This window comes from Saccharopolyspora sp. NPDC000995 (assembly GCF_053599315.1).
The window spans coordinates 33,485-47,219 of record NZ_JBSFLZ010000030.1 but is presented as its reverse complement, the minus strand read 5'-3'; the positions used below and the strand labels follow the sequence as shown (position 1 = coordinate 47,219).

At 68.0% G+C, this 13,735-nt stretch carries 14 protein-coding genes, 2 pseudogenes and 1 riboswitch; of the genes and pseudogenes, 7 read left to right on the top strand and 9 right to left on the bottom strand.

Annotated features, from left to right (window positions below; genetic code table 11):
* Positions 1 to 84 precede the first annotated feature (84 nt).
* On the bottom strand, positions 85 to 285 hold the full coding sequence (locus ACWDKQ_RS13210; protein WP_450138988.1) for a hypothetical protein: 201 nt from the start codon (positions 283 to 285) through the stop codon (positions 85 to 87).
* Between the two features lie 562 nt (positions 286 to 847).
* On the opposite strand from ACWDKQ_RS13210, the gene ACWDKQ_RS13205 reads away from it, so the two are divergent.
* A complete protein-coding gene (locus ACWDKQ_RS13205) occupies positions 848 to 1,168 on the top strand; it encodes a GYD domain-containing protein (protein ID WP_450138987.1) in 321 nt (106 codons plus the stop codon).
* Between the two features lie 263 nt (positions 1,169 to 1,431).
* On the opposite strand, the gene ACWDKQ_RS13200 is transcribed toward ACWDKQ_RS13205, so the two are convergent.
* Positions 1,432 to 2,415: a pirin family protein gene (locus ACWDKQ_RS13200; protein ID WP_450138986.1), complete on the bottom strand. Its 984-nt coding sequence runs from the start codon at positions 2,413 to 2,415 to the stop codon at positions 1,432 to 1,434.
* Between the two features lie 90 nt (positions 2,416 to 2,505).
* On the opposite strand from ACWDKQ_RS13200, the gene ACWDKQ_RS13195 reads away from it, so the two are divergent.
* From ACWDKQ_RS13195 to ACWDKQ_RS13170, 6 genes and pseudogenes are all read left to right on the top strand, one after another.
* The gene (locus ACWDKQ_RS13195) at positions 2,506 to 2,844 is read left to right on the top strand and encodes a GNAT family N-acetyltransferase (RefSeq protein WP_450138985.1); all 339 of its coding nucleotides are present in this window, start codon (positions 2,506 to 2,508) and stop codon (positions 2,842 to 2,844) included.
* Positions 2,845 to 3,026: 182 nt separating this feature from the next.
* Entirely contained in the window at positions 3,027 to 3,170 is a 144-nt protein-coding gene (locus ACWDKQ_RS13190) for an iron chelate uptake ABC transporter family permease subunit (RefSeq protein WP_450138984.1), read from the top strand.
* A 604-nt stretch (positions 3,171 to 3,774) separates the two neighbouring features.
* Positions 3,775 to 3,987 carry a hypothetical protein gene (locus tag ACWDKQ_RS13185; RefSeq protein WP_450138983.1) on the top strand — a complete coding sequence of 71 codons (213 nt, stop codon included), beginning with the start codon at positions 3,775 to 3,777 and terminating at the stop codon, positions 3,985 to 3,987.
* A 19-nt stretch (positions 3,988 to 4,006) separates the two neighbouring features.
* Positions 4,007 to 4,165, top strand: a pseudogene (locus ACWDKQ_RS13180) (iron chelate uptake ABC transporter family permease subunit); the annotation flags it as partial.
* A gap of 76 nt (positions 4,166 to 4,241) precedes the next feature.
* On the top strand, positions 4,242 to 4,757 hold the full coding sequence (locus ACWDKQ_RS13175) for a hypothetical protein (protein ID WP_450139003.1): 516 nt from the start codon (positions 4,242 to 4,244) through the stop codon (positions 4,755 to 4,757).
* 942 nt (positions 4,758 to 5,699) lie between these two features.
* Complete coding sequence (locus ACWDKQ_RS13170; RefSeq protein ID WP_450138982.1) at positions 5,700 to 7,193, top strand: DHA2 family efflux MFS transporter permease subunit; 1,494 nt, start codon at positions 5,700 to 5,702, stop codon at positions 7,191 to 7,193.
* Between the two features lie 318 nt (positions 7,194 to 7,511).
* Here ACWDKQ_RS13170 and ACWDKQ_RS13165 read toward each other — a convergent pair whose 3' ends face one another.
* The 7 genes and pseudogenes from ACWDKQ_RS13165 to ACWDKQ_RS13135 all read right to left on the bottom strand — a co-directional run bounded on the left by ACWDKQ_RS13165 (position 7,512) and on the right by ACWDKQ_RS13135 (position 13,466).
* Positions 7,512 to 8,066 (bottom strand): inorganic diphosphatase, encoded by a 555-nt coding sequence (locus ACWDKQ_RS13165; RefSeq protein WP_450138981.1) that lies wholly within the window; start codon positions 8,064 to 8,066, stop codon positions 7,512 to 7,514.
* 713 nt (positions 8,067 to 8,779) lie between these two features.
* Positions 8,780 to 8,998 (bottom strand): annotated as a pseudogene (locus ACWDKQ_RS13160) (acetyl-coenzyme A synthetase); the annotation flags it as partial.
* Positions 8,998 to 9,240, bottom strand: coding sequence for an acetyl-coenzyme A synthetase N-terminal domain-containing protein (locus ACWDKQ_RS13155; protein WP_450138980.1), 243 nt, complete (start codon positions 9,238 to 9,240; stop codon positions 8,998 to 9,000). The gene ACWDKQ_RS13155 and the pseudogene ACWDKQ_RS13160, both read right to left, overlap by 1 nt.
* A 123-nt stretch (positions 9,241 to 9,363) precedes the next feature.
* Positions 9,364 to 9,513, bottom strand: coding sequence for a hypothetical protein (locus tag ACWDKQ_RS13150; RefSeq protein ID WP_450138979.1), 150 nt, complete (start codon positions 9,511 to 9,513; stop codon positions 9,364 to 9,366).
* Positions 9,514 to 9,532: 19 nt separating this feature from the next.
* Positions 9,533 to 9,596, bottom strand: a riboswitch (Fluoride riboswitch).
* Between the two features lie 281 nt (positions 9,597 to 9,877).
* On the bottom strand, positions 9,878 to 12,199 hold the full coding sequence (locus ACWDKQ_RS13145) for a heavy metal translocating P-type ATPase (RefSeq protein WP_450138978.1): 2,322 nt from the start codon (positions 12,197 to 12,199) through the stop codon (positions 9,878 to 9,880).
* Positions 12,200 to 12,235: 36 nt separating this feature from the next.
* Positions 12,236 to 13,189 carry a hypothetical protein gene (locus ACWDKQ_RS13140; RefSeq protein ID WP_450138977.1) on the bottom strand — a complete coding sequence of 318 codons (954 nt, stop codon included), beginning with the start codon at positions 13,187 to 13,189 and terminating at the stop codon, positions 12,236 to 12,238.
* Positions 13,190 to 13,256: 67 nt separating this feature from the next.
* On the bottom strand, positions 13,257 to 13,466 hold the full coding sequence (locus ACWDKQ_RS13135) for a heavy-metal-associated domain-containing protein (protein ID WP_450138976.1): 210 nt from the start codon (positions 13,464 to 13,466) through the stop codon (positions 13,257 to 13,259).
* Positions 13,467 to 13,735: the final 269 nt, after the last annotated feature.

The following is a 13,735-nucleotide window of genomic DNA, read 5'->3' as shown; positions in this document are numbered from 1 at the left end:
CCGTCCTGTCGGCCCCGTTCGCGGCGACGTGGACCGCGACCGGCGGCGGGCCCGGTTGTTGAGCAGGGCAGCTTCACGTACTTGTCATTCCTGCTCCACACCCAGCGCCCCGAGGAGCGCTACGGCTTTCCCGCCCACGGGATCCTTTGCCGGGTCGGCGATGGCGGCGACGCCGGTGGGTAGGAGAACGTGATCACCGATGTGGCAATCGAAAAGCCATCCCAGCAGCGGAAAACTTCCTGCTTGGGCCGCTGGGTTGGTGGTCGGCAACTGCCCGGCCGCCATCTGTCCACAAAGGTCTGCGTGGGACAATCGCAGGTGATCCGGCACGGACCGGCTGGCGTTTGGGATCGATGCTGCTGTGGATCTACCGGGGCCGTCCCCTGTGGGGCATTTCCGTGATTTCCATTTGAAATGAGCCGAGAAGGCCGCTGAGAACCCGCGGCGGTGCGAGCTGCGGATTAGTCAAGACGAAAACGCACAATCGAAGGTTCGATTTCAATGGAAATTGCGGTACCGCGAGAGCCGGGTATGACTCAGCTGGCCGAGATGAAGCGGACCGTTAGCTGCGCGGGGCTCGAGTTGGCCGTTGAGCGTCCTCAATGGACTTTGTTGTGATCGGAGCTTGCCCTGTTCGAGTTCGACAGATTGGAAGGCTCGTCGTCGGGTCCCGGCCTCGACGTTGTGCTTTGATTAATATTTTCAGTATTGAATAAATTCACCCTGGTGCGCGAAGGCCCTTGGGCTCTTTCCCAGCGCGCATCGGCGGCGGACCGTGCACTTCGGGGTCTCCGTGAAGCAGAGAGAGCGAACGGTCCGTGCGCGACCAACCGAGGGTGTGATCGAAGTGTCCAAGTACCTGGTGCGGGCGGCCTACACCGCAGAGGGTGTCAGGGGCCTGCAGAAGAAAGGCGGCACGGCCCGGGTGGAGGCGGTGCGAAACGCGGTCGCCAAGCTCGGTGGCGAGGTCGAATCGTTCTACTTCGCCTTCGGCGACTACGACACCTACGTCGTAGTCGACCTGCCGGACAACGCCTCGGCGGCGTCGCTGGGCCTAGCGATCAGCGGCTCCGGCGGTGTACGCACGGGAACGGTAGTCCTGCTGACGCCGGCCGAGGTGGACGACGCGGTGTCGAAGGAGCTCGACTACCGAGCACCGGGCGATTAACGCTGGAGATCGGTTCGCTGGACTCCCGCGTCCATCGGCCCGGGCCGGCAGCGCCGGCGCTGCCTTGAGCGGGGGAAGGTTTGGGCAGGCGGCATCAGACATGCCCCCGCGAACTCGGTTCCGGGGTGCCGAAACACAGGTGGAGCGGGTCGGAGCGGCGTTTGCCCCGAGGCCGACGAGTTCCGTTCACCGACGAGGTGAGGACGCGCTCGAGCTGTTCTTCGTGCGACGAGCCTGACCACGCCCAGATTTCTATCCCGTGGCTAACCGCGGAGTTTGAGCCGGGCGTTGGGGAGTTCGGGGGCGGGCAGGGTTTCGCGCCACTGGTCGGGGAACGGCCCGTACTGGGGCGTCTCGTCGCTGTCCTGCCGCCCGCGTTCGTGCTGCCACTGCGAGCGGAACGCGGCGATCTCCTCGTGGCTGCGTCCGATGAAGTTCCACCACATCACGATCTGCTCGCCGAGCGGTTGCCCGCCGAGCAGCAGGATGCGCGCCTCCCGATCCGCCGCCACCAGGTCGAGGTGTTCCGCACCGGTCTGCTGGTAGACGAGCTGCCCCTCGGTCGCGTCGACCCCGGCGGCGGTCACCTCGCCGGTGTCGACGAGCACGCCGTGCTCGAACTCGGGAGCGACGTCCAGCCGCAACGACTGGCCCGCGCGCAGTGTGATTTCCGCACCGAGCAGCGGCGTGTAGGTCTGCACGGGAGAAGTGTGGCCTAGCAGGCTGCCCAGGAAGACGAGCACGCGGGCGCCGTACACGTCCAGCGCTGGCGGTGCGTAGCTTTCGAAGTCGGGGGCGACGAAGCGATGCTGTTCGGGCAGCGCCACCCACAGCTGCGCTCCGTGTAGCACCGTCGTCTTCTGCGTCGAGTGCTCGGAGTGGGCGATGCCGGAGCCCGCGGTCATCAGGTTCACCTCGCCGGGCCGGACGAAGGCGTGGTTGCCGACAGTGTCGAGGTGCTCGATTTCGCCGCTGAAGAGCCACGACACCGTCTGCAAGCCGGTGTGCGGGTGTCCGTCGACGCGCATGCCGCCGGTCGAGGAGACCTCGTCGGGCCCGTAGTGGTCGACGAAGCACCAGGCTCCGATCAGCGACTGCGCCCGCTGCGGCAGCGTGCGGCGCACCGTCATCGCACGTGGACCGCCGAGGGGAACCAGCCGCGGCTTTAGAACCCGTCCGCGCACGGTCGGGGTCTCGCCGGTGTTCTCGCAGGTCAGCTCGGCGGGCGCCGTTTCGAGGTTGCTCATCGGAGCATCCACCTCCGTTGCGGTTTCACGTAGACGTTTATACGCCAGGGCCGTGGGCATAATGGCGGGATGATCGAAGGGGACGATGAGATGGGCACTGGGCAGCTCGTGCGGAACGCGGTCGAACGCCACCGCTACGAGATCAGCGTCGATGACGAGCTCGCGGGGTTCACCGAGTACGTCGACCGCGACGGGCAGCGGGTGTTCTACCACACCGAGATCGACGACCGGTTCGCCGGACGCGGGCTGGCCACCGCGCTGATCTCCGATGCGTTGAGCGACACCCGCGCCGAGGGCAAGCGGATCGTCCCGGTCTGCCCGTTCGTCGCCAAGTACCTCCGAAAGCACGACGAATTCGCCGACATCGCAGATCGGGTGACGCGGGAAGTGCTGGCCGAGATCCGCGGGCTGAACCAGCGGCAAGGCTGAGCACCGCCATCTGGACAGGGTGTTGCGGATCGGCTGCAGCCTCGCGAAACCGGCCAGGACGGCGTCGTGGTTGCGGGCGAGCAGCATCCGGCGGGGGTGTTGGTGACCCGATTCGCATCCGACGGGTGAACTGGGGGTGGACCTGGGCTGGGCCGCGATGAATCGTTCCAGGCGGGTGGCTCTTGCCGTTGTCGATGCTGCTCGCCGACATCGTCAGCCGTGTCATCGTCCAGCCCGAAGAGGTGCAGGTCGGTGTCGTCACGGCGGTGATCGGGGCACCGGTGTTCATCCACCTGGTTAGACGTGGCAGGAAGGTGCCCGTCTGATGTTCTTCTCAAGCAGCATCGGTAGTGGTGTTGGTCCTGTTGTCGGGTTAGTAGGGCTGGCGGGTGCGCGGCAGTCTGGGCAGGACGTTGATGCGGCGTCGTGCGAGCGCGATGAGGGCTTGGCGGTGTCGTTCGCCTTCGGGGCGTTTGCGACGGTTGAAGGCGTTGCTGGCGGGGTCGCTGCGGAGACCTCGTGCTAGATCGCGGCGGTGACCTCACCATGTTCTGCGCCGGTCTGGCGCAGCACGTCGATTAAGCTGCCGATACTGTCGGGTCGTTGTCGATGCGTTGGGAGACAATGGTTTTCCCGGTTCCGGCCACGACGATCGCGACTTGGTGGAACTCTTTGGCGACGTCGATTCCTACCGATACTGCCATCGGTCCTGCGGTCGCTGGGACGGTGTGGTGCTGGTCCTCGTTCCGCCGTCAACGCCCTGCGCGGCGATCGGTCGCAGTGTGTCTAATCAGCGGTCGGAATAAGGGGGCGGGACAGGGGGCAGAGCCACCTGGGCGATCGAGGGCAACCTGCATGAAGGCCAGCCCCGCCACGCCCAAACATCCCGTTTCCGCCACGACCGGGCGCACGCCTGAAAGGTAGGGCCGCATGACGGCTCTGGTCGCGGTCGGCCGCCGCAACAGATTCCGGTACTCGGTCGTCCTGGCGGGACTCGTGCTCGCCGTGGCCGGGGTGCTGCTCGCGGTCCTGTGCCTCGGCGCTATCCGATCGGGGTGTCCGATGTGGTCGGTTCGCTGCTCGGGCAGGGTAGTCCGCAAGTGGATTACGTCGTCCTGCGGCTGCGGTTGCCCCGGGCGTTGACGGGCTTGCTGGTCGGGGGTTGGCGCTTGGCCTAGCCGGCGCCGTCTTCCAGCACCTGCTGCGGAATCCGCTGGCGAGTCCGGACGTGATCGGCGTGACGTCGGGGTCGAGCCTGGCAGCCCTGCTGTGCATCTCCGTGTTCGGCGCTTCCGGGTTCGTGCTGTCGGCGGCGGCGCTGGTGGGTGGGCTGGCCACGGCCGGGCTGATTTACCTCTTGGCGTGGACAGCTTCCGCAACATCTCCGGCACCCCCGCATGGGCATGCTCTTCGCGGTGCCGGGCGTCGACCACGTGCTGCCCCTCAAGGGGCGCGCGAGGATCGTGCGCCCGGCGCGATTCTTCGCCGGACTCGCCGCACGCGATCTCGAACCCGTGCTGGCGGTGGTAGTCGAGATCGAGGAGCTGTTCGTGCACTGCGGAAGGGCGTTCCGCCGCTGCGACGCACGGGATACCGAGACCTGGCCCGAACCGGAGACCCTGCCGACATCCGGGCAGCTGTTCAAGAGCCAACTCTTAGCAGCCCGTTTTCGTCCATCACCGATAGATCGCCGCACTCGTGGTGGGCCGTGCCGCCTGGTGTCGGGCCGCGCCGAACACGTGGGAGTCCTGCAGCTGCGGACCCTGCCGGACGCGGCAGAAGTGAAAGCAGGCATTTTCGGGGACCCTGCCGCCTGTCTCCTGCCATGGTGGGTCGGTGGTCTGGACACCCATTCGTCCAGTGCAGACATGGCGCAGGAATCGGGACCGGACAGCAGCGCCCACGTCGAATGACAGGCGAACGCACGGCTCGTCGCTGACCGAGGCCCGCAGCGGTGGCGAAAGTCCCTTCAGCGCAGCGAATTCGATCGATTACGACGAGTAACGACGCTGATCGTCATTGCCTGCCGGGAATTCCGAGGAAACTGGTGAGTCCCGCCACATCCGTCCGAAGTGGCGGTGTTCGAAGCGGGTGCGCGCACGATCGTCGGCTTCTTCGTGGGGCCTTGGTCGTTGGACCGTTGTAGCTGCCCAAAGCACTCGCGGACCCGGGTGGGAGGTGCTGCGCAGGCTGCCGGTGCGGGCCTGCGACGACGCCTCCGGAGGCAGTCGGTGATCGAGCCGGGTGTGCTCGTGGCGGTAATTCGGTGGAACATCCGCGGGTCAGGTGGGCAGACTGAATTGGTCACGATCCGAGTGCGAGGAACGTCGTCATGAAGTCGCCAGCAGCATTGATCAGTTCATCTCGTCCGTCAGATGTCGAAGTCTGCAGGCAGTTGTGATCGCCTGACGACAGTGGTCGTTTCCTCCTGAGACCACGACTGGGCCGTTGGTCGATGACGTCACGGCCCCGCCGGGCGGTCCGGGCTGGGGAGTTCAGCGGATCGGCGGTGGGGTGTACGGCCAAGGCATGACACCCGCGCCGCTCTCGGGATGGTCACGACAAGCCTGCCGATCGTCGCTCGTCGGGGAGGGGCCCGGCCCCGATCCCTGCGTTTGTCGGTGGCATCGGGGACACTCTTCCCCGGCGGAGCAAGCCGGTCACCGGAGTGCGGGGCAGCAGCGCCAGGACCCAGCCCGACGGCGCCACATCTGCTCTCCGCGAACACGCGTTCCAACGCTTCGGTGCGCGTGCGGACTCGAAATTCCGATCTTGTGCTCGATGACGAGCAGCGGCTCCACTTGGGCCGCGCCGGCGGTCGAGCTCGACCTACATCTGCGAGGTGTCCCCAAACCATGAGCGACTCCGTGAGCACCGCGACCGCGGACTCCGAACGCGACCCAGCGCCGCCGCAAGTTCCCGTGCTGATCGCAGTGCTGGTTGCTTCGGCGTTCGTGATGATCCTCAACGAGACGATCCTGAGCGTCGCGCTGCGCGACCTCACCGTCGACCTCGAGGTCTCCACCACGACAGTGCAGTGGCTGACCAGCGGTTTCCTGCTGACGATGGCCGTGGTCATCCCCACCACCGGCTTCCTGCTGGAACGCTTCACGCCGCGCCAGATCTTCCTGGCCTCGTTGACGCTGTTCAGCGCGGGCACGCTGCTCAGCGGGCTCGCCCCGGGTTTCGCGGTGCTGCTGGTCGGGCGCGTGGTGCAGGCGTGCGGCACCGCGGTCATGCTGCCGCTGCTGATGACCTCGGTGATGCGCCTCGTGCCGTCCGAGAAGCGCGGCGCGACGATGGGCACGATCACGATCGTCATCGCCGTCGCTCCCGCCGTGGGGCCTACGATCGGCGGTGCGGCGTTGGCGTCCTTGGGGTGGCGCTGGATGTTCTGGATCGTGCTGCCGCTGGCGGTCTTAGCACTGGCCATCGGAGCGGTCTGGATGCGGTTGGACAGTGAGACTCGCTCGGTGCCGCTTGACCTGGTCTCGGTGCTGCTGTCGGCCATGGGCTTCGGCGGTCTCCTCTACGGCCTGTCGGCCATCGGGGAGTCCGGAGGGGAGCACCTGGTTTCGGTGTGGATCCCCATCGTGGTCGGCGTCGTGGCGCTCGGCGCGTTCGTCGCGCGCCAGATTCGCCTGCAGCGCCAGGACCGAGCCCTGCTCGACCTGCGCCCGTTCAGCAATCGCTCGTTCGTCGTGGCCTTGGTCCTCGCGGCCCTGCTGTTCATGTGCCTGCTGGGTGCCGGGGCGATTTTGCTGCCGCTGTACCTCCAGACCGTCCTGCACGCAAGCACGTTCGTCACCGGGTTGGCCGTGTTGCCCGGCGGGTTGGTCCTGGGGCTGCTCGGGCGCCCGGTGGGACGGCTGTTCGACCGCTACGGTGCGCGCCCGCTGGTGATCCCGGGCGCGCTGGCGATGGCTGTGTCGCTGCTGCTGTTCGCCATCCTCGGGCCGGGTTCGCCGTTGGCCGCCGTCATCGCCACCCACGTCCTGCTGATGGCCGGGCTCGGGCTGATGATGACGCCGCTGATGACGGAGTCCCTCAGCTCGCTGCCCCACCATCTCTACTCGCACGGCAGCGCGATCCTGGCGACCCTCCAGCAGGTCGCGGGCGCGTTCGGCACTGCGGTTTTCGTTACGGTGGCGTCCTTGGGAAGCGCCGCCGCGGCCAGCGCCCCCGATGCCGCGGGCCTGCGCAGCGGGTTCTTCATCGCTGCCGGTATCGGTGTGCTCGCGTTCATCGCATCGCTGTTCGTCAGGCGGTCCTCGGGATCCGCCGAGTCCGAGCCGGAGGGCGTCGCCGATGTCGGCCGCGAGCCGAGCGAAGCGGCTTCCCAGTCGTGAGCGTGCGGGGCTGAAATGCCGTGTTCCGCTCTGCGGATCCTCGCGTTGCGCAGGTGAAACTCCGCAACGGACACGACGATCGGAAGGGGCCCGCAGGCCTGCCGCGCAAGCGCAGGTCAGCGGGCCTGTCCTAGTTGGCTGCGGTGAGCGCAAGCGCGCACGGGAAGCCCGCTACTCGAAATGACATCGCGTTCCAGTGCCGTTTGGCGTTGTGTGGCTCGCGAATTTGCAACCGGTCGATGTGATCGAGAACGAGCACCGCGCCGTGCGGCATGGCAGCGCATCCGGCTGGCTGAGGTCAGGTCAGGTCAGGTCAGGTCAGGAAGTCCGGCGTTCGCGCCCGTCGAAGTGTCTTGCGCCCAGCGCCGGGGCCGGTAGCCCGGGAAGCCCCTCGCCGGCGTCGGCGCGTCTACGGGCATCGTTGATGAGCCTTTCGGCGTCGGCGAGGCCCTGCCAGCCACGTGCTTCGCCGCTCTTGCACGGCTCCAGCTCCTTGTAGATGTCGAAGAAGTGGCCGATCTCGTTGAGCAGGTGCTGGGGGACGTCGTTGAGGTCGCGGATGTGGTCCATGCGCGGATCATCCGTGGCCACGCACAGGATCTTGGCGTCCGGACCCTTCTCGTCGAGCATCCAGAACACCGCCACCGGTCTCACCCGGACTGTGCAGCCGGGGAAGGTGGGCTGGCCCAGCGGGACGAGCGCGTCGAGCGGTTCTTCGTCCTCGGCGACAGTGCTCGGGATGTAGCCGTAGTCGGCGGGGTACTGGGCGGCGGTGAACAGCGTGCGGTCCAAGCGGATCCGGCCGATGGCGTGGTCCATCTCGTACTTGTTCCGCGAACCCTCCGGGATCTCGACGACCATCTCCAGTTGCATGTCAGCTCCCGGTGCGAGGATGGATGGCGCTCCGCGGAACCAGGGCCCCGAACGCGGAAACCACCAGCGCCGACGCTGGCCGCGGTGACAACACCAGGGACGCCTCTACGGTAAGTCCGGAGACCGGTGGGTGCTCACGCGTGCGGGTGGGTGAGGTAGCGGACGAGCTCCAGCGCCAGGATCCGATCGAAGTGCAAGAAGGTCTCGAACTTGGCGCCGGGCCGCACGGTGGCATCGTCGGCGAGCGCTTGCAGGATCTCGACGAGCGCGCCGATGTCGAGGTGTTCGTCCAGCGAGACGTACGCCCGTTCGACGACGTGGGCGGGCATCGGCACCGACGGGTGGTCTGCCCATTCCGCCACGATGCGACGCCACCGATCCAGGACGGCATCCGCGCGGTCCAGGCGCGTGCGGGTGAGGGGCAGCGGTTGATCGTAGCGCTCGCCGAGCAGCGCGAGCCGAAGGGCGAGCGGGTCGTGCCCGTCGTCGGTTAGCCCCGCCACGAAGTCGGGCGAGCCGTGGCCGAAGTCCGTGAGCACGGGGCCGATCCAGAGCCGCAGCGGGAGGTGCAGGGTGCACGACCACTGGCTGCGCGGACTGCTTTCGTGGCCGCTTTCAAGCATCGCATCGGCCGGACCGCCGAGCAGCTGCGCGGCGTCGTCGATCGACGCGGCGCGGCTGGGCGGCGCAATCCACAGCGCGTCGAGGGCGCGTTCCCAGCCGTTTGACGGGGTCTCGATTGCCGCCGCGGTCTGTACCTGGATGCCGTAGATCTCCTCCAACAGCGGCCCGTAGATGATGTAGGAATGCCCGGTGACCCAGCCGACGTCCGCGGTGCACCAGTAGACGTCGTCCTCCGGCTTGAGGTCGAACACCGCCCAGTGCGTCCAGGCCGCGAAGGCGAGGTAGCCGCCGGTGGTGTGCAGGATTCCTAATCAGTTCTGGGAGTGAGCCATCCGGCAAACTCCTGGTTGGGCGGCTGCCAGTCGAGGACCTGCTCCCCCTCGTGAGCCCATGTGAGGCGTCGTGCGGCTTGGTCCCAAAACGGCAGCGGATCGCGTGCGGCGGTTTCGCAGACGTCGGCCGTCACGTTGGCGTTGGCGGCGAGGTCCTCCGGCGGTGGGAAGCGTCGCGTCTCGTGCAGCAGGTCGTCGAGAGCGGCGTCGTCACTCATCGCGAATTCCTTCTTCGGTTTGCATCGACCACTGCGTGCGACCGCCACGCTCACCGGCCCTCGCAGGTCTCGCACCAGGTCAGCCGGTGCACCCAACGGGGTCCGTTCGTCGCGCTCGGTCGCCTAGATGACCGTGACGGCGCACGGCACGCCGCACATGTCGCACCAGACGTCTTTGTCGAGGTGCAGGATCGCGATGCGCAGGAGCACCACCACCGGTTCGACCGCTTCTCGTTCGGCCGGTGGTCTGCGGTGCTGCCGGAACGGGAACATCCGTCGCCTCTTCCGATCGCCGGAGGCAGGAGCCATCAGCGGTTACCCGCGGTTTGCGGCGAGGCACAATCGCCACTTCACTGTTCCGCGCCCCTTACAAGGCACATGGTCGCAACGAGAAGCTGGCCAAGGTGAGACGCCTTCGCTTCTGGGGCGGTGCGTCATCCAGGCCGCGGCGGGAAGATCGAAACCGCTGTCCTGAAAGTGATCCAGTGGCCGGAACGCGACCAATGCGGACTCGGCGATACCACGCCGCGAGGCGAAGGCGGCCACCAGGAAGGCGGGGCGTGCAATGGTCGACTGCGTGCAGCAGAACGGGCAGCCACGCGAACCTCGTGTGGCTGCCCGTTGGAGCGGCTGGCAGTCAGTTGCCGTGCGCGGCCACCGGTTCCCGCCGGTGGATGACCTGGGTGGGTTCGGCCGTATCTCGCGCGGTGCTGCGGAAACCGCGCAGCCGCAGGCTGTTGCTGACCACGAACACCGAGCTGAACGCCATCGCGGCACCGGCGATCATCGGGTTGAGCAGGCCCGCCGCGGCCAGCGGGAGGGCGGCCACGTTGTAGGCGAAGGCCCAGAACAGGTTGCCCTTGATGGTCCGCAGGGTGCGGCGGGACAGCCGGATCGCGTCGACAGCGGCCCAGAGGTCGCCGCGGACCAGGGTCAGGTCGCTGGCCTCGATGGCCACGTCGGTGCCGGTTCCCATGGCCAGGCCGAGGTCGGCCGCAGCCAGGGCGGCGGCGTCGTTGACACCGTCGCCGACCATCGCCACGACCTTGCCCTCGCCCTGCAGGCGCGTGACCACGTCGACCTTGTCCTTCGGCAGCACCTCGGCGATGACCTCGTCGATGCCGACCTGCTTGGCCACGGACTTGGCGACGGCCTCGTTGTCGCCGGTGAGCAGCACCGGGGTCAGGCCGAGCTCCCGCAGCTGCGCGATGGCCTGCGCCGAGGTGGGCTTGACCGTGTCGGCGACGACCAGCACCGCCTGCGCCTGCCCGTCCCACGCAACCGCGACCGCGGTGCGGCCTTCCGCTTCCGCCGCGGTTTTCGCCTCGGCGAGCTCCGCGGTCAGCGGCTGGCTCCACTCCGCCAGCAGCGCCGAGCGGCCGACCAGGACGGCGCGTCCGTCGACGATGCCCTGCACACCCAGGCCTTCCACGTTGGTGAAGCCCTCCACGGCGGGCAGCTCGCCCACCGCCTGCTCCGCGCCGCGTGCGAGGGCGCGGGCGATGGGGTGTTCGGAGGCGTTCTCCAGCGCCCCGGCGATCCGCAGGACCTCGTCGCGGTCGGTTCCGGCGGTGAGGTGGACGTCGATCAGTTCCATCTGGCCCGTGGTGACGGTGCCGGTTTTGTCCAGGACGACGGTGTCGATGCGCCGGGTGGACTCCAGCACTTCCGGGCCCTTGATCAAGATGCCGAGCTGAGCACCCCGACCCGTGCCGACCAGCAGCGCGGTCGGTGTGGCCAGGCCCAGGGCGCACGGGCAGGCGATGATCAGCACCGCGACGGCGGCGGTGAAGGCGGCCGTCACGCCGCCCCCGGCGCCGAGCCAGAATGTGAGCGTGCCGACCGACAGGGCGATGACGATGGGGACGAACACCGCGGAGATCCGGTCGGCCAGCCGCTGCACGGCGGCCTTGCCGGTCTGCGCGTCCTCGACCAGCTTGGCCATCTGGGCGAGCTGGGTGTCTGAACCGACTCGGGCCGCCCGCACCACCAGCCGACCGCCGGCGTTGACCGTGGCACCGACGATGTTGTCGCCGGGACCGATCTCGACCGGGACGGATTCGCCGGTGAGCATGCTGGCGTCGACCGCCGAGTTGCCTTCCTCGACCAAGCCGTCGGTGGCGATCTTCTCGCCCGGCCGGACGACGAACCGGTCCCCGACGGCGAGTTCGCTGGTGGGGATGCGGACCTCGCGGCCGTCGCGGAGAACCGCGACGTCCTTCGCGCCGAGTTCAAGCAGCGCGCGCAGGGCGGCTCCGGCGCGGCGCTTCGAGCGGGCCTCGAAGTAGCGCCCGGCCAGGATGAAGGTGGTGACACCGGCCGCCACCTCGAGGTAGATCGAGCCATCCCCGCTCATGCGCTGGATCGTCAGCTCGAACGGGTGCGTCATGCCAGGAGTGCCCGCGGTGCCGAACAGCAGCGCGTACAGGGACCACAGGAACGCCGCGATGGTGCCCATAGAAACCAGGGTGTCCATCGTGGCCGCGCCGTGGCGCAGGTTCGTCCACGCGGCCTTGTGGAACGGCCAGGCGCCCCACACCAGCACCGGTGCGGCCAGCGTCAGCGAGATCCACTGCCAGTAGGTGAACTGCAGGGCCGGGATCATCGCCAACGCGACCACGGGCACGGACAGCACGGTCGAGCCGATCAGCCGCTGCCGCAGGGACCGCGTCGGGTCGTCGGGTTCTTCGTCGACCGCCGCGGTCTTGGCCTCTTCCTTCGCGGGAAGGCTGGCACCGTATCCCGCGGCCTCGACCTCCGCGATGAGCCGTTGCGGGTCGAGGCCTTCCGGGACGCTGACCTTCGCCTTCTCCGTGGCGTAGTTGACCGTGGCCGCGACGCCGTCGAGCTTGTTCAGCTTGCGTTCGATGCGCGCGGCACAGGACGCGCACGTCATACCTGAGATCGAGAGCTCCACCTCGCAGGTCGATTGCCCAGGGCTCTGCTCAGCGGCAGTCATGTCCGAAATCCTCCTCGCTGCTCTGCCGGGTCCGGCTCAGTGACCGGTGTGGCCGCTTCCGTTGTGGTGGTCGGTCGCCGGTGCGGCGGCGTTGTTCTCAGCGTCCACAGTAAACTCCGCGGTGCGCACGACGCCGTTGTGCTGGAAGTCCAGGAACAGCCGGTAGTTGCCGGCGGTGGGAACTTCCGCGACGAAGTCGATCCGCGGACCGGGCGCGGTGCGGTCGTCGCCTGGCGCTCCTAGCGGATGCACGTGCAGGTAGGCAAGATCGCCGGTGCGAAGGGACACCAGGTGCCCGTAGGCGGACAGGTAGGGCTGCAGGTCGGTGATGGCAACGCCGTCCTTGGTCACCGTGAGCCGCACCGGGGACGCCTGGCCCGGAACGAGTTCGCCGTCCAGCCGCACCTGGTAACCATCTACTTCGGACAGCCGCGAGGGAGCGAAGGTGCGGGGCTCGAACGCGCCGCCCACCGAGATGTCCGTGCCGAGGATGGTCGAAGCGGCGCCGGTCGGGACGAAGTCGGCGAAGATCCGGTAGCTGCCGGCTTCGGGCAGGTTCAGCGGGACGGTCCAGGTGCCGTCCGTGGCCATTTCCGGGTGCAGGTGCTGGAAACCCGCAGTGTCGCGGCGCACCACGATGAGGTGCATCGGCTTGTCGTGCTCGACGTCGAAGCCGGTGACCGCGTTGCCATCCGGGCCGAGGATCCGGAAGGAGAAGGGTTCGGTGGTGCCGGTGGCCTGCGTCCTGTCGGTGGGCGCGAGGGTGTAGCCGCCCTTGGACGACGCCAGTCCGCCGGGCAGGTCGGTCTCCGCGACGGTGCCGCTGTGGGCGTCTCCGTGTCCGGCGACCTCACCGCCGGGCATGTCGCCGTGGCCGCTCTGGCCGGACATGGCGGGGAAGGGGCCGACAGCGGTACCGGCCGCCCCGGCGCCGCCGGCGACCAGGGCGAGCGCCGCGCCGTAGGCGGAGAGCTTGCCTGCTGTGTTCATGACGTTTCCTCATTGTGCTGGCCGGGCCGGGAGCCCGGGCGGGTCCCGGCCCGGTCGAGGGTGGAGGTCAGCTGGCGGCCAGCTCGTAGCCGGCCTCTTCTACGGCGGCCCGGACCTCGGCGTCGCTGATCGCCTCGGTGCTGGTCACAGTGATCGCGCCGGTGGGCAGGTCGACGGCCACGTCGGAGACGCCGCCGATCTTGCCGACCTCTTCGGCCACCGACTGCACGCAGTGCCCGCAGGTCATGCCGACAACGGTGTAGTTGGACTCGGCCATCAGATGCTCCTCGGTGTCGTGTCGCAAGGGCTGGTGCGGATCTTGTACCCCTGGGGGGTTGCGGTATCCGCACACCTACATTTATACCCCTAGGGGGTACCTGGGTCAACTTTCGATCCATCTTTTCGGGATCGTCCGTCCACATGTGCCGGGGGCCCTGCTTTGCCGCAGAGGTGGGCGTGTGCCGTGGTCGGGCGTCTTGTCTTGCGGGATCAGTGTTCGGCTGCCTCTGCTGGCCGGCGTTCGTGGCGAGGGTCGCGGCTTGCCGG

Coding starts and splice junctions, on each gene's coding strand:
- ACWDKQ_RS13155 (WP_450138980.1), bottom strand. CDS start 9,240: ATGAGTGACGACGCCGCTCTCGACGACCTGCTGCACGAGACGCGACGC.
- ACWDKQ_RS13150 (WP_450138979.1), bottom strand. CDS start 9,513: ATGTTCCCGTTCCGGCAGCACCGCAGACCACCGGCCGAACGAGAAGCG.
- ACWDKQ_RS13135 (WP_450138976.1), bottom strand. CDS start 13,466: ATGGCCGAGTCCAACTACACCGTTGTCGGCATGACCTGCGGGCACTGC.
- ACWDKQ_RS13185 (WP_450138983.1), top strand. CDS start 3,775: ATGACGGCTCTGGTCGCGGTCGGCCGCCGCAACAGATTCCGGTACTCG.
- ACWDKQ_RS13195 (WP_450138985.1), top strand. CDS start 2,506: ATGGGCACTGGGCAGCTCGTGCGGAACGCGGTCGAACGCCACCGCTAC.
- ACWDKQ_RS13165 (WP_450138981.1), bottom strand. CDS start 8,066: ATGCAACTGGAGATGGTCGTCGAGATCCCGGAGGGTTCGCGGAACAAG.
- ACWDKQ_RS13210 (WP_450138988.1), bottom strand. CDS start 285: ATGGCGGCCGGGCAGTTGCCGACCACCAACCCAGCGGCCCAAGCAGGA.
- ACWDKQ_RS13175 (WP_450139003.1), top strand. CDS start 4,242: ATGGGCATGCTCTTCGCGGTGCCGGGCGTCGACCACGTGCTGCCCCTC.
- ACWDKQ_RS13140 (WP_450138977.1), bottom strand. CDS start 13,189: ATGAACACAGCAGGCAAGCTCTCCGCCTACGGCGCGGCGCTCGCCCTG.
- ACWDKQ_RS13170 (WP_450138982.1), top strand. CDS start 5,700: ATGAGCGACTCCGTGAGCACCGCGACCGCGGACTCCGAACGCGACCCA.
- ACWDKQ_RS13200 (WP_450138986.1), bottom strand. CDS start 2,415: ATGAGCAACCTCGAAACGGCGCCCGCCGAGCTGACCTGCGAGAACACC.
- ACWDKQ_RS13145 (WP_450138978.1), bottom strand. CDS start 12,199: ATGACTGCCGCTGAGCAGAGCCCTGGGCAATCGACCTGCGAGGTGGAG.